11 protein-coding genes and 2 pseudogenes are annotated in these 12,668 nt (G+C 71.6%); 9 read left to right on the top strand and 4 right to left on the bottom strand.

Features of this window, described 5'->3' with window-relative positions; genetic code table 11:
- Nucleotides 1-324: 324 nt before the first annotated feature.
- The 5 genes and pseudogenes from ACFU8W_RS27195 to ACFU8W_RS27175 all read left to right on the top strand — a co-directional run.
- A pseudogene (locus ACFU8W_RS27195) lies at nt 325-858 on the top strand (nitronate monooxygenase); the annotation flags it as partial.
- A gap of 61 nt (nt 859-919) precedes the next feature.
- Nucleotides 920-1,852: a tyrosine-protein phosphatase gene (locus ACFU8W_RS27190; RefSeq protein WP_384042204.1), complete on the top strand. Its 933-nt coding sequence runs from the start codon at nt 920-922 to the stop codon at nt 1,850-1,852.
- Between the two features lie 87 nt (nt 1,853-1,939).
- A complete protein-coding gene (locus ACFU8W_RS27185; RefSeq protein ID WP_345516967.1) occupies nt 1,940-2,272 on the top strand; it encodes an NIPSNAP family protein in 333 nt (110 codons plus the stop codon).
- On the top strand, nt 2,269-2,865 hold the full coding sequence (locus tag ACFU8W_RS27180; protein WP_384042200.1) for a Dabb family protein: 597 nt from the start codon (nt 2,269-2,271) through the stop codon (nt 2,863-2,865). Before ACFU8W_RS27185 ends, ACFU8W_RS27180 begins: the two co-directional genes overlap by 4 nt.
- Nucleotides 2,866-2,987: 122 nt before the next feature.
- Entirely contained in the window at nt 2,988-3,542 is a 555-nt protein-coding gene (locus ACFU8W_RS27175) for a VOC family protein (protein ID WP_384042197.1), read from the top strand.
- Nucleotides 3,543-3,778: 236 nt separating this feature from the next.
- Here ACFU8W_RS27175 and ACFU8W_RS27170 read toward each other — a convergent pair.
- A pseudogene (locus ACFU8W_RS27170) lies at nt 3,779-4,408 on the bottom strand (acetyl-CoA C-acyltransferase); the annotation flags it as partial.
- Between the two features lie 301 nt (nt 4,409-4,709).
- On the opposite strand from ACFU8W_RS27170, the gene ACFU8W_RS27165 reads away from it, so the two are divergent.
- Both ACFU8W_RS27165 and ACFU8W_RS27160 read left to right on the top strand, forming a co-directional pair.
- Entirely contained in the window at nt 4,710-6,290 is a 1,581-nt protein-coding gene (locus tag ACFU8W_RS27165) for a FadD3 family acyl-CoA ligase (RefSeq protein WP_384042194.1), read from the top strand.
- Nucleotides 6,287-7,906, top strand: coding sequence for a flavin-containing monooxygenase (locus ACFU8W_RS27160; RefSeq protein ID WP_384042191.1), 1,620 nt, complete (start codon nt 6,287-6,289; stop codon nt 7,904-7,906). Before ACFU8W_RS27165 ends, ACFU8W_RS27160 begins: the two co-directional genes overlap by 4 nt.
- Nucleotides 7,907-7,985: 79 nt before the next feature.
- Here ACFU8W_RS27160 and ACFU8W_RS27155 read toward each other — a convergent pair whose 3' ends face one another.
- The gene (locus ACFU8W_RS27155; RefSeq protein ID WP_384042187.1) at nt 7,986-8,900 is read right to left on the bottom strand and encodes an alpha/beta hydrolase; all 915 of its coding nucleotides are present in this window, start codon (nt 8,898-8,900) and stop codon (nt 7,986-7,988) included.
- Complete coding sequence (locus ACFU8W_RS27150; protein WP_384042184.1) at nt 8,897-9,661, bottom strand: glucose 1-dehydrogenase; 765 nt, start codon at nt 9,659-9,661, stop codon at nt 8,897-8,899. Before ACFU8W_RS27150 ends, ACFU8W_RS27155 begins: the two co-directional genes overlap by 4 nt.
- Before the next feature lie 198 nt (nt 9,662-9,859).
- Here ACFU8W_RS27150 and ACFU8W_RS27145 point away from each other — a divergent pair, with 198 nt between their 5' ends.
- The gene (locus ACFU8W_RS27145; protein ID WP_384042181.1) at nt 9,860-10,597 is read left to right on the top strand and encodes a glucose 1-dehydrogenase; all 738 of its coding nucleotides are present in this window, start codon (nt 9,860-9,862) and stop codon (nt 10,595-10,597) included.
- Between the two features lie 318 nt (nt 10,598-10,915).
- Entirely contained in the window at nt 10,916-11,515 is a 600-nt protein-coding gene (locus tag ACFU8W_RS27140) for a helix-turn-helix domain-containing protein (protein ID WP_384042178.1), read from the top strand.
- A 123-nt stretch (nt 11,516-11,638) separates the two neighbouring features.
- Here ACFU8W_RS27140 and ACFU8W_RS27135 read toward each other — a convergent pair whose 3' ends face one another.
- The gene (locus ACFU8W_RS27135; protein WP_384042175.1) at nt 11,639-12,622 is read right to left on the bottom strand and encodes an NAD(P)/FAD-dependent oxidoreductase; all 984 of its coding nucleotides are present in this window, start codon (nt 12,620-12,622) and stop codon (nt 11,639-11,641) included.
- Nucleotides 12,623-12,668 lie beyond the last annotated feature (46 nt).

Here is a 12,668-nt window from a genome sequence, read left to right as displayed (position 1 = left end):
GGGGTCCTCTGCGGTGCGTTGGGCTGTTCCGGGAGGCTAAGCGGGGTGCCCTCCGGGCGGGGAGCGTGAATTCCCGCTGACCGGGAAAGGTGCGACGCGAAGACGCGAGCGGCCCCGGGAGCCGCGCCTCGACGGGCTTGTCCGGAGCCCGTCGCGCGCAGGTCACGACCTGCGCACCGGCTTCGAGCAGGGCGCGGGTGATCCCCGCTCCGGGTTCCGCCGGTGACGACGGCGACGGAACCGGACAGGTCGATGATCGCTGCCAATTGACACCTCCCGTAGCGAGGGATCCACTGCTACCTTCGCCCAACAAACGTTTGGTGGAGAGGAAAGGTGGCTGATCTGCTCATGGGTGTATCCACCTCCGCCCCGCAAGAGGGCACCCGCTTCCTGCTCACCTCCGACAGCACCGTCCCCTACGCGGTCAAGGCGAAATACCTGACCGCGGCAGTCAAGGACGTCACCGTCACCACCAAGGTGGACGGCCTCCCCCACCGGATGCTGCGCACCGACATGGTGGACGCGCTGGAACGCTCGGGACGGGCCGCCGCGCTGCTGCGGGCCGTCCGCCACGCCGCGGCCTTCCGGCGCGAGAGCGGCATGAGCTGGCAGCAGATGATCCGCGACGGCCTGGCGATGAAACACGGCAAGGAACTGACCTGGAGTCAGGTGCTGCTGGCCGCCAACACTCCCATGCTGCTCAAGGCCTCCATGGTCGAGGGCCGCACCGACCTCGGAGTAATGGCCGCCGGCCAGGTCGCGGGACTGATCGACGATCTGCCGTCCTGCGCCGAGCTCGTCGCCCGCGTCATGGCCGAAGCACACGCCACCCTCCGCTCCCTGCCCCTCGCGGGCTGACGGGCTGCGTTGCGCTCCACCGCCGGGAAAAGTCCCCTTCCGCCTTCTTGGAGTTGATCCCATGCGTGCTGTCCACATCCGCCGTGCGACCGGAGTGGTGGTCTCCGCTGTCGTTCTCGGCTGTCTCCCCGTCTGCGCCGCGACCGACGCCACGGCGCAGTCCGCCGCCACAGGCTCCCTCAACGCCGCCGACCACACCGACTCCGTCCGCCACATCGCCCTCCAGGGCGCGGTCAACGTCCGTGACCTCGGCGGCTACCGCACCGACAAGGGCCGCCAGGTGCGCTACGGCCAGGTCTTCCGCGCCGACGCGCTCGGCAGGCTGACCGACGCGGACATCTCGAAGCTGTCCGCGCTGGACCTGCGCACCGTGGTGGACTTCCGCGTCCCGTTCGAGGCCCAGCGGGACGGCACCGACCACCTGCCGGCAGAGGTCACCGCGGTCTCCCGGTCCGTGAACGACCTCGGCCTGTACGGCAGAACCATGGAGGCCATCGGCTCCAAGGACCCGGTCGAGCAGCAGGCGCTGCTCGGTGACGGGAAGGCGGAGCAGTTGATGCGGGACATCTACCGCACCTTCGTCACCAGCCCGGAGAGCCGCCGCCGGTTCGCCGAAACCCTGCGGGACCTCGCGAACCACAAGCAGACCCCGCTGCTCTACCACTGCACCTCGGGCAAGGACCGCACCGGCTGGATGAGCTACCTCCTGCTGCGCGCCGTCGGAGTCCCGGACGAAACCGCCGAGAAGGACTACCTGCTGTCCAACGACTTCCGCGCGGAAGCGGACCGCAGGTCCCGCGAGGGGCTCAGGAAGGCCGGTCTGATGGAGAACCCTGACCTGCTCGTCCCGCTCCAGGAAGTCCGCGAGGACTACCTCGCGGCGGCCCTGGACCAGGCCGACCACGACTACGGCAGCCTCCACGGCTACCTCACCGAAGGCCTCGGCCTGGACACGCCGACCCTGGCGAAGCTGCGCGCCCGCCTGGTGAAGTGAGGGAGGAACCCACATGCTGCGACGGGGCCTGGGCGCATTGCGCGACCGGATCGACCGCCACCGCACCGAGGCCTCGGACAGGCTGTCATGAGCGGGGTCCAGATCCTCGACACCGTCGTCCTCGCGGACGCCCGGGTCGCGGGATGGCTGCGGCGCTGGCGCACCGAGTATCTGCCGGGCGCCCGCGACCGCGGCATGGTCGCGGAGCGCGTCTGGCGCACCTGGACCGGCCCGGACACCGCGGCCGTCCGCATCCTGTGGTCGCTGCCGGACAGCGACGCGTTCTACGCCGCGCGCGGCGCCTCCGGCCGCGATCCCGGGGTCGCCGCGTTCTGGGCGCACACCGACGAGATCGCACTGGACCGCGACCGACAGGTGCTGGAACCGATCGCCCCCGACGACGAAGGGCCGGTGGCATGACCCGCTGGGTGGCACTGCTGCCGGCCGAAGCGGCCGAGGCGTACGGCACGGCCGCTTCGGTCCCCGGCGTGTCGGTGTCCTCTGCGGGGCCCGATCTGCCCGGCGGTCTCAGCGGCACGGGCGCCACCTGGGACCTGACGTCGAACCGGTCGCCCGCCGAGATCGCCGCCGGAGCCGGCCTGCCGGAGCCCCTCGACACGGTCGCGCTCGTCCCCGTACGGAGCCGGACCGCAGCACTGTCCGGCCCCCGCGTGAAGCGGACACTGCTGCTCGCCGTCCGGCCCGGTACACCCGACGGCCTCGTCGCCCTCCTGGAGAGGGATCTCCTCGCCATGCCCGGTCACATCCCCACGATCCGCTCGTGGGCTCTCAGCCACGTGGACCAGGCGCTCACCCCGTCCCGGTGGACCCACGTGTGGGAGCAGGAGTACGCCGACGTCGAGGGCCTGACCGGGGAGTACCTGGGCCACCCCTACCACTGGACCTGCGTGGACCGGTGGTTCGACGGTGAGGTGCCGGGCGCCGGGATCGTGGAACCGCGGCCGGCCCACGTCTTCCGCTGGAGCGACGGGCCCGTACTGACGTCGGGCTGATAAACCTTCAGCACCACCGAGTCCGAGGGAAACCCGGGTGCCTCACCACGTACGTCCCGCCGGTCGACGAGACCAGCGGGACGTACGACCCCTTCCGAACCGACCATGAACGGACCCTTCCGATGCCGATCCGCCGGCTGAACCACGCCGTCCTCTTCGTCTCCGACCTGGAGCGCAGCACCGCCTTCTACCGCGACGTCCTCGGTTTCAAGCCGCTGCCGCAGGCAATTCCCGGAGCTGTCTTCCTTCAGGCGGCCGACTCCGCCAACGACCACGACCTCGGCCTGTTCCAGTCCCCGCGGCCGGGCTCCGGGCCCCGCACCGGACAGGTCGGCCTGTACCACCTGGCCTGGGAGGTGGACACCCTGGCCGACCTCCGCCGGATGCGGAGCCGACTGGACCGGGCGGGGGCGCTGTCCGGGGCGAGCAACCATGCCTCCACCAAGGCCCTCTACGGGCGCGATCCTGACGGCCTCGACTTCGAGGTGTGCTGGCTGGTCCCCGACCACGCGGTGGCGGAGGAACTCGCCGCCATGACCGCCCCGACCCTGCCCCTCGACCTCGAGGCCGAGATCGCCAGGTACGGTGCGGACACTCCGGGCGGTCCTCGCACCGATCACGCCGTCTGGCAAGCGGTCTTCGCCGCGGCGCGGCCCGACGGACCGCGCTCCCGCTGACAGTCCTCCTGCGGCCGGCCTGTCGGCCGACCGCAGGAGGCCGTCGCATGTCGGAGGCGCTCGGTGAGGGTGACCGTCGGCCACAGCCGCTCGATGATCGTCACCTTCGCCTGCCCGCCGCCCTCGCACATCGTCCCCACCCCCGACGGCCCCCTCGCACCGCTCGGCCCTTGGGGCCTCCCGGGCTTCAGGAGCCTGCGCCGGCCTCCGGCCGCCGGGTGGGTGGTGTCCGTCGGTTACAGCCGCTCGATGATCGTCACGTTCGCCTGCCCGCCGCCCTCGCACATCGTCTGGAGGCCGTAACGGCCGCCCGTGCGCTCCAGTTCGTTCAGCAGGGTGGTCATCAGCTTGGTGCCGATGGCACCGAGCGGGTGGCCGAGGGCGATGGCGCCGCCGTTGACGTTGCCCCTCTCCGGGTCGGCCCCGGTCCCCTTCAGCCACGCCGGCACCAGGGACGCGAACGCCTCGTTGATCTCGACCAGGTCGATGTCGTCGAACGTCATCCCGGCCTTCTTCAGCGCGTACGCCGTGGCCGGGATCGGCGCGGACAGCATGCGGATCGGGTCCTCGCCGCGCACCGAGAGGTGGTGGATGCGGGCGCGCGGGGTCAGCCCGTGCTCCCGTACGGCCCGCTCGCTCGCGAGCAGCATCGCGGAGGCGCCGTCGGACACCTGCGAGGAGACCGCGGCGGTCAGCCGCCCGTCCTCGACCAGCGGTTTGAGGCCCGCCATCTTCTCCAGGGTGGTGTCGCGCCGCGGGCCCTCGTCGGTGCTGACATCGCCGTAGGGGACGAGCTCGCGGGTGAAGCGGCCCTCATCGATGGCGCGGATCGCCCGCTGGTGCGAGCACAGCGCGAACGCGGCCTGACCGAGCACCGCGCAACTGGTCGCGAGGGAACCGGTCGCCCCGTATCCCGGCCCCCCGTGGGCTGCTGTTCGCCCCGTCCTCCGTCACACCCCGCACTCCAGGGTCCGCACCGGCCCTGGAGCAGGGTGCCGTCCTCGCGGGCGGTGAGCTCCAGGACACGGGACGCGAAGGGGGACGGAATCCCGCTGACCGGGAATTGCCGCCTGCGCCGCACCGCCTCGGCCTGCCACTCTCCGACCGGCCGTAGTTCCATGCCCGCGCCCCGAGGGGCGGAGGGCGGCAGGGAGGACGTGACAGATCATGAGCGGCGCGCAGACGATCGCCCGGCTCGCGGACTGGGCGGCGGAGAGGTACGGGGATGAGGAGGCCCTCGTCTTCGGCGAGGACCGCTGGACGTTCGCGGAGTTGCGCGACCGGGTCGCCCGGGCGGCACGGGCGGTGATGGCCCAGGGGGTGCGCCCCGGCGACTCGGTCGCGGTGTGGGCGCCCAACAGCGCCCGCTGGGTGGTGGCCGCGCTGGGAGCGGTGGCGGCGGGCGCGGTGCTGGTCCCGCTGAACACCCGCTACAGGGCGCCGGAGGCCGCCGACATCCTGCGCCGCTCCCGCGCCCGTCTCCTCTTCACCGAGCACGATTTCCTGGGCACGGACTACCGGGCGCTGCTCACGGACTCGGGAGAGGAACTCCCCCTGCTGGAACGGACGGTGACCCTCCACTCCCCGGAGTGGTTCCGGTTCCTGTCGGGCGCGGACCGGGTGACCGAGGAGGAGCGGCTCGCCCGCACCGCCGCCATCCGCCCCACCGACACCGCCGACATCCTCTTCACCTCCGGCACCACCGGCCGCCCCAAGGGCGTCCCCACCACCCACGGGCAGAACCTGCGCGTCTACGACGCCTGGGCCCGCGCGGTCACCCTCCGGCACGGTGACCGCTACCTCCTGGTGAACCCGTTCTTCCACACCTTCGGCTACAAGGCCGGCATCATCGCCTGCCTGCTGTACGGGGCCACGATCGTCCCGGAACAGGTCTTCGACGCGGAGACCGTCCTCACCCGGATGCAGGACGAGCGGATCTCCGTCCTGACCGGCGCCCCCACAGTCTTCACCTCGCTCATCCACCACCCCGAGCGCGCGGCGTACGACCTGACCTCGATGCGGATGGCGGTCACGGGCGCGGCGAACATTCCCACCGAACTCATCGAGCAGATACGGAAGTTCATCGGCGCACGGAACATCAACACTGCGTACGGACTGACCGAGTCGACGGGCGTGGTCACGATCTGCGAACCGCACGAGTCCCCGGAGACCCTGGCCCGCACCTCCGGAACCGCCCTCGAGGGCACCGAGCTGCGCATCGACGCACCGCCCGGGGAACCCGGCGAGATCCTCACCCGCGGCTACCACGTGATGCACGGCTACCTCGACGACCCCGAGGCCACCGCCGAGGCCGTCGACGCGGACGGCTGGCTGCACACCGGGGACGTCGGCGTGCTGGACGAGCGCGGGTTCCTCCGGATCACGGACCGGCTGAAGGACATGTTCGTGGTGGGCGGGTTCAACGTGTACCCGGCGGAGGTGGAGCAGGTGCTGCGCGGCCATCCGGCCGTCGTGGACGCGGCGGTCGTGGGCGCGCCGGACGGGAGACTCGGGGAGGTCGGCGTCGCGTACTGCGTGCCGGCGGCCGGGGCCCGGATCGACGCGGCGGAGCTGACCGCGTACACGCGTGAGCGGCTCGCCAACTTCAAGGCCCCGCGCGCCTTCCATTCCGTGACGGACCTCCCGCACAACGCGGCGGGCAAGGTCGACAAGGGCGCCCTGCGGAGGCTGGCACGCGAACGAACACCCCTCTCTTCCTTTGGTCACCAGTCAGGAGTCGGAACATGAGCGACACCAGCAACACCCCCGAGTCCGTCGACGTCGTGGTCGTCGGCGCGGGCGTCACCGGCCTGTACACCGTGCACCGGCTGCGCGGCCTCGGCTACAGCGTGCGCGGCTTCGAGCGCGGGGACGACGTGGGCGGCGTCTGGTACTGGAACCGCTACCCGGGCGCCCGCTGCGACGTGGAGTCCGTGGACTACTCGTACTCCTTCGACGAGAGCCTCCAGCAGGAATGGGACTGGAGCGAGAAGTACGCCACCCAGCCGGAGATCATGCGCTATCTGTGCCATGTCGCCGACCGCTTCGACATCCGCCGCAGCTACACCTTCTCCACCTCGGTGACCTCGGCCGAACTGGACGAGGAGACGCTGCGCTGGACGGTGCGCACGGACGGCGGCGAGGTGCTGTCGGCCCGGTTCTGCGTGTTCGCGGTCGGCTGCCTCTCCAGCACCCACCGCCCCGGGATACCGGGCGTCGACACATTCGCCGGGGCGACGTACCACACCGGTGAATGGCCGCACGAGGGCGTGGACTTCACCGGCCTGCGGGTCGGCGTGATCGGCACCGGCTCCTCCGGCATCCAGTCCATCCCGCTGATCGCCCGGCAGGCCGCGCATCTGACCGTCTTCCAGCGCAGCGCCAACTACAGCATCCCGGCAGGCAACAAACCGCTGGACGAGGCGGCCCGCCGGGAGCAGAAGGCGGGGTACGCCGAGCGGCGCCGTCTCGCGCGGCTCAGCGGCGGCGGCTCCCCGCACATGGCGCACCCCGACAGGACGCTGGAGGTGAGCGAGGAGGAGCGACGGGCCGCTTTCGAGAAGCGCTGGGAGCTGGGCGGCGTCCTGTACTCCAAGACGTTCCCCGACCAGCTCACCGACCGGGCGGCCAACGACGCGGCACGTGCGTTCTGGGAGGAGAAGGTCCGCGCACGGATCGACGACGCGGCCGTCGCCGACCTCCTCGTCCCCACCGACCATCCGATCGGCACCAAGCGCATCGTGACCGACTCGGACTACTACGAGACGTACAACCGCGACAACGTACGCCTGGTCGGCCTGCGCGGGAATGCGATCGAGCGGATCGACGAGCGCGGGATCGGGCTGGCGGACGGTGAGCACATCGGGCTGGACGCGATCGTCTTCGCGACCGGCTTCGACGCGATGACCGGCGCGGTCGACCGCATCGAGGTGCGCGGCCGGGGCGGGCGGCTCCTCAAGGACGCCTGGAGAGGCGGCCCGCGCACGTACCTCGGCCTCGGCGTCAACGGCTTCCCGAACTTCTTCAACCTCACCGGCCCCGGCAGTCCGTCCGTCCTGGCCAATGTGGTCCTGGCGGGCGAGCAGCACGGCGAGTGGCTGGCCGACTGCCTGCGCCACCTCGACGAGCACGGGTACACGGCCATCGAGGCGACCGAGCAGGCAGTGGAGGGCTGGGTCACCGAGTGCCACGACCGCGCGGCGGCCACCCTGATGATGTCGGCGAACTCCTGGTACCTGGGTGCCAACATCCCCGGCAAGCCACGTGTGTTCATGCCGTTCGTCGGTGGCTTCGGGGTGTACGGACAGATCATCGCGGACGTGGCGGATTCCGGGTACAAAGGGTTCGACCTGCTCCCTGGCTGACGCGTCCGTGACATGGGTGTGAGCCCCGTCCTCCTCGGGGAGGCCGGGGCTCACGCATACGCGCCCGTCGCCGGGGGAGTCAGTCCACGTCGAGTGCCCCGCGCAGCGCGCCGAACGCGGTCTCGCGGGCCGCGGCCACCTCGGGCAGGGCGGCGGCCATCGACAGGAAGCCATGGAACATCCCGGCGTAGTGGTGGGCCTCCACGGGGACTCCGGCCGTGGTGAGGGCCTCCGCGTACGCCAGGCCCTCGTCCCGCAGAGGGTCGAGGCCGGCGGTGACGACGTATGCCGGCGGGAGGCCGGACAGGTCGGTGCGGGCCAGGGGGGCGGCGTAGGGGTCGGCCCGGTCCGCGAGGTCCGGCAGGTAGCTGTCCCAGTACCAGCGCAGGTGGTCGGAGGTGAGGAAGTACCCCTGGCCGTTCCGGCGGTGGGAGGGCCGGGAGCAGGTGGGGTCGAGCATCGGGTAATAGAGCGCCTGGTAGGCGATCTCGGGGCCGCCCCGGTCGCGGGAGAGCAGGGTGAGGACGGTGGCGAGGTTGGCGCCCGCGCTGTCCCCGGCGACGGCGATCCGGCGGCCCGGGTACGTCTTCGCGGTCCACAGCAGGGCCGTGTACGCGTCCTCGGGGGCGGCGGGGAAGGGGTGCTCGGGGGCGCGGCGGTAGTCCACGGAGACGACGACCGCGCCCGTGGCGTCGGCGATCGACCGGCAGAAGCCGTCGTGGCTGTCGAGGTCGCACAGGACGAAGCCGCCGCCGTGGCAGTACAGGACCACCGGGGCGTCCGCGTGGACTGCCCGGTCGTAGACGCGTACGGGGACGCCGTCGGCGTCCTCGTCCCGGACGCGGGCGACGGGAAGCGCGGGGACGGCCGCCCTGGGGCGGGCGGCGAAGAAGGCGCGCACCTCGGCGATGTCCGTCATCTCCGTTCCCAGCGGGGGGAAGTTGGCGGTGGCCAGGTCGATGACCGCCTGGACCTCGGCGCCGGGCCTGGTCACGCGTCGCCTCCCCTCTGGGGGAAGACCGGCATCCGTCCGGCCGACGCCCCTCCGTCCACGGCGAGCTCGGCACCGGACAGGTACGACGAGTCGTCGGAGGCGAGGAACGCGACGAGGCGGGCGACCTCCTCCGGCTCCCCCACCCGTCCGAGGGGCGCGCCCGCGTGCTCCTTGGTCCCCAGGTGGGCGGTCATCGCCGTGGCGATGGCCCCCGGGTGGACGGAGTTGACACGGATGCCGTCCGCGCCGAGCTCCAGGGCGGCCGTCTTGGTGAGGCCGCGCAGCCCCCACTTCGCGGCCCCGTACGCGCCGTGTCCCCACATGCCCTGCAGGCCGGCCTGCGAGGAGATGTTGACGATGGATCCGCCGCCGTGCGCCTTCATCGCCCCGGCGACGGCGCGGATGCCGAGGAACGGGCCGATCAGGTCGACCCGGAGGACCGCCTCCAGGCGGGCCGGGTCCTCCTCGAGGATGGGCGAGGTGGTGTAGATCGCGGCGTTGTTGACGAGTACGTCGAGCCGGCCGAAGCCGTCCACGGCGGCGGCCACAGCCGCCTCCCATGCCTTCTCGTCGGTCACGTCGTGCCGTATGAAACGGGCGGCGGAGCCGATGGAGGCGGCCGTCGCCTCGCCCTCCGTCTCCAGTACGTCGGTGAGGACGACCTTCGCCCCGCGGGCGGCGAGCAGGCGGGCCTCGGCCTCGCCCATGCCGCGTGCCGCGCCGGTGACGAGCGCGACCTTTCCTGTCAGATCGACGGACATCAGCGGTTCTCCTGGTTGCGGATGCTCGGAAGGGGCCTCGTGTCGCGCCGACACGGGGTACCCGTCGAGCCTGCCCGTACCAGGCCCTACGGCGGCAGCGTCGTTTCCCGGTGAGTGGGAAGCTCCGCGTGCCGCCGGGCCGGATCCGCTGCCAGCATCGCTGCCACCTGCATACACCGGCATACGGGAGGTTCCGGCATGAGCGGACGGGCGGACGGCAAAGTGGTCGTCGTGACGGGCGGGGCACGCGGCCTGGGCGCCGCGCACGCACGCCGACTGGTCGCGGAGGGCGCGAAGGTGGTGATCGGCGACGTCCTCGTGCAGGAGGGCGAGGCCCTCGCGGCGGAACTGGGCGCCCAGAACGCCCTGTTCGTGGAACTGGACGTCACCAGCGAGGTGTCCTGGCAGGCGGCCGTCGCACGCACGGAAGAGGTGTGGGGCAAGGTCACGGGCCTGGTGAACAACGCCGGCCTGGTCCACCGCTGCCCCATCGAGGAGCTCACCGAGGCCGACTACCGGCGGGTCATCGACGTCAACGAGATCGGCGTCTTCCTCGGCATGAAGGCCGTGCTGCCGTCGATGCGGGCGGCCGGCGGCGGCTCGATCGTCAACATCTCCTCGCTGTGCGGGATCATCGCGTTCCCGTACATCCTCAGCTACACGGCCTCCAAGTGGGCGGTGCGCGGCATGACGAAGGCGGCGGCGCAGGAGTTCGCCCCGTACAACATCCGCGTCAACTCCGTGCACCCCGGCGTCGTGGCCACCGAGATGACGGCGGACTCGGAGCGCTCGCACGAGACGGTGAAGCGCCAGCCGATCCAGCGGGAGGCGCAGCCCGCCGAGATCTCGAACATGGTGCTGTACCTGCTGTCGGACGAGGCCAGCTACTCGACGGGCTCGGAGTTCGTGGTGGACGGTGGATACGCCAGCCAGTGAGCGGCTGCCGGGCAGCACGCCCCCTCGACGGAGCGGACGATCAGCCCGGCGCGTAGCCGCGGTCCCGCACCGGACGGCCCACGAGTCGGGTGAAGGCACGAGCCGCCGCGCTCGGGTAGGCGCCGTCGCGACGCAGGAGGGCCACTCTGCGCGCGATCGAGGTTCGGCGCCGGTCCGCAGGAAGGTCTCGAAGTCGTCCGTCTCGGCGCCCACCGCGTGGACGTCGCGCATCCGACCTCCTGCCGCGACAGTGCGCGCCTGGCACTGGAGTGACAACTTCTGTTGCCATTTCTGGGACGCGAGAGGTGGAATGGGGGTATGGACGAACAATCACCGATCGCCGCCACGCTGGCCCAGGTCGGTTCCCGCCTCAGGCGCATCCGCGCCCAGCGCGGCATGTCCCTGTCGGCGCTGACCGAGGCCACTGGCATCTCCAAGAGCACACTGTCGAGGCTGGAGTCGGGGCAGCGCCGCCCGAGCCTGGAGCTGTTGCTGCCCATCGCGCAGGTCCACCAGGTGCCCCTGGACGAACTCGTCGGGGCGCCGGAGGTCGGCGACCCGCGGGTCCGCTGCAAGCCCCGCGTCCACCACGGTCGTACGGTGATTCCGCTGTCGACGCAGCCGGGGCGCCTGCAAGCCTGGAAGTCGGTCATCCCTGCAGAACACAACCGGCCTGATCCGGTCACGCACGAGGGGCACGAGTGGCTGTACGTGCTGTCCGGACGGGTGCGGCTCATCCTGGCCGACCACGACCTGATCATGGGGCCGGGTGAGGCGGCCGAGTTCGACACCCGCCTGCCGCACTGGTTCGGCTCCACGGGCGAGTCGCCCGTGGAGGTGCTCAACCTGTTCGGCCCCCAGGGGGAACGCGTGCACGTCCGGGCCAAGCCCACGTCCCGCGCGGAGCCGTCGGCCTGACCGGAAAGGCCCGCTTCCGGGGCCGCCCTTCGGAAGACACGGCGAACGGCAGCTGGACGGCCGGGCCCCTCGCGGGGGCAGTACGGGCTGCCACGACGACATCGCCCATGGCCTGCCGAATCGTCATGTCAGGGCAGCCGTGGCACGGTGTGCGCGGTGCCGTACGGCGGCGCGCTCCACGTCCTCGTGGAGCAGGTCCGTGTTGATGGCGAACGCGGCGGTGGAGCCCATGCCGGCGGCGGCGATGACCTGGGCGCGTGGGTCGACGACATTTCCGACAGCCCACACCCCGGGCACGCTGGTGCGGCCGGTCCGGTCCGTCACTACCCAGCCCTGGTCGTCCTTGGCGCAGCCGAGCAGAGCCAGGAGGTCGTCGCGCGGCGCGGGCCGGGGAAACAGGAAAACCGCGGTCCGGGGAATCACCCTGCCGTCGGTGAGCTCGATACCACGCAGGCGGTCGTCGTCGACGACGAGCCGCACGGCCCTGCCCTCCACGATCCTCACGCCGAACGCCTCCAGCTGTTCCCGCTCCTGCAGGGAGAGTTCGAGGGCGTGCGTGAGGAGGACGATGTCCTCGCTCCACTGACGCAGCAGCAGAGCCTGGTGCACAGCCCCCGGGTGTGTGCCGAGGACGGCAAGGGGCTGGTCACGGACCTCGTAGGCATGGCAGTACGGGCAGTGCAGAACGTCCTTGCCCCAACGCTCCCGGACACCGGGGAGGTCGGGCAGTTCGTCGCGCAGCCCGGTGGCGACCAGAAGACGGCGGGCCCTGATCACGGGGCCGCCCTCCAGGCGCACGTCGTAGCCCGGCTCGACATGTTCCACCCGGCCTCGGACGACATCGACTCCGTAGCGGTCGATCTCGGCCCGCCCCAGGTCGAGCAGGGTCGCCGGAGGCAGGCCGTCACGGGACAGGAAACCGTGCATGTGCGCGGCAGGCGCGTTACGCGGCTCGCCGGCATCGATCACCACCACCCTGCGACGGGCCCGCCCCAGCAGGAGCGCGGCACTCAGGCCGGATGCTCCGGCACCGATCACCACCACGTCATGGACCTCGTCACCAGTCGGCGCCGCGCCGTCGCGCGTATTCACCGTCGTCTTGATCACTACGATCACCTCCGGCCCCCAAAGTGCTCCAGCGCCGCACCACGAG

Source organism: Streptomyces sp. NPDC057565, assembly GCF_042801455.1.
GTDB classification, from domain to species: domain Bacteria; phylum Actinomycetota; class Actinomycetes; order Streptomycetales; family Streptomycetaceae; genus Streptomyces; species Streptomyces yanii.
Note: the sequence above shows the minus strand (reverse complement) of the source record. Positions and strands in the feature narration are given on the sequence as shown.

What these genes read in the sequence shown, in the direction of transcription:
- ACFU8W_RS27175 (WP_384042197.1), top strand. Translation starts at nt 2,988, where the DNA reads ATGCCGATCCGCCGGCTGAACCACGCCGTCCTCTTCGTCTCCGACCTG.
- ACFU8W_RS27145 (WP_384042181.1), top strand. Translation starts at nt 9,860, where the DNA reads ATGAGCGGACGGGCGGACGGCAAAGTGGTCGTCGTGACGGGCGGGGCA.
- ACFU8W_RS27140 (WP_384042178.1), top strand. Translation starts at nt 10,916, where the DNA reads ATGGACGAACAATCACCGATCGCCGCCACGCTGGCCCAGGTCGGTTCC.
- ACFU8W_RS27165 (WP_384042194.1), top strand. Translation starts at nt 4,710, where the DNA reads ATGAGCGGCGCGCAGACGATCGCCCGGCTCGCGGACTGGGCGGCGGAG.
- ACFU8W_RS27160 (WP_384042191.1), top strand. Translation starts at nt 6,287, where the DNA reads ATGAGCGACACCAGCAACACCCCCGAGTCCGTCGACGTCGTGGTCGTC.
- ACFU8W_RS27185 (WP_345516967.1), top strand. Translation starts at nt 1,940, where the DNA reads ATGAGCGGGGTCCAGATCCTCGACACCGTCGTCCTCGCGGACGCCCGG.
- ACFU8W_RS27190 (WP_384042204.1), top strand. Translation starts at nt 920, where the DNA reads ATGCGTGCTGTCCACATCCGCCGTGCGACCGGAGTGGTGGTCTCCGCT.
- ACFU8W_RS27180 (WP_384042200.1), top strand. Translation starts at nt 2,269, where the DNA reads ATGACCCGCTGGGTGGCACTGCTGCCGGCCGAAGCGGCCGAGGCGTAC.
- ACFU8W_RS27150 (WP_384042184.1), bottom strand. Translation starts at nt 9,661, where the DNA reads ATGTCCGTCGATCTGACAGGAAAGGTCGCGCTCGTCACCGGCGCGGCA.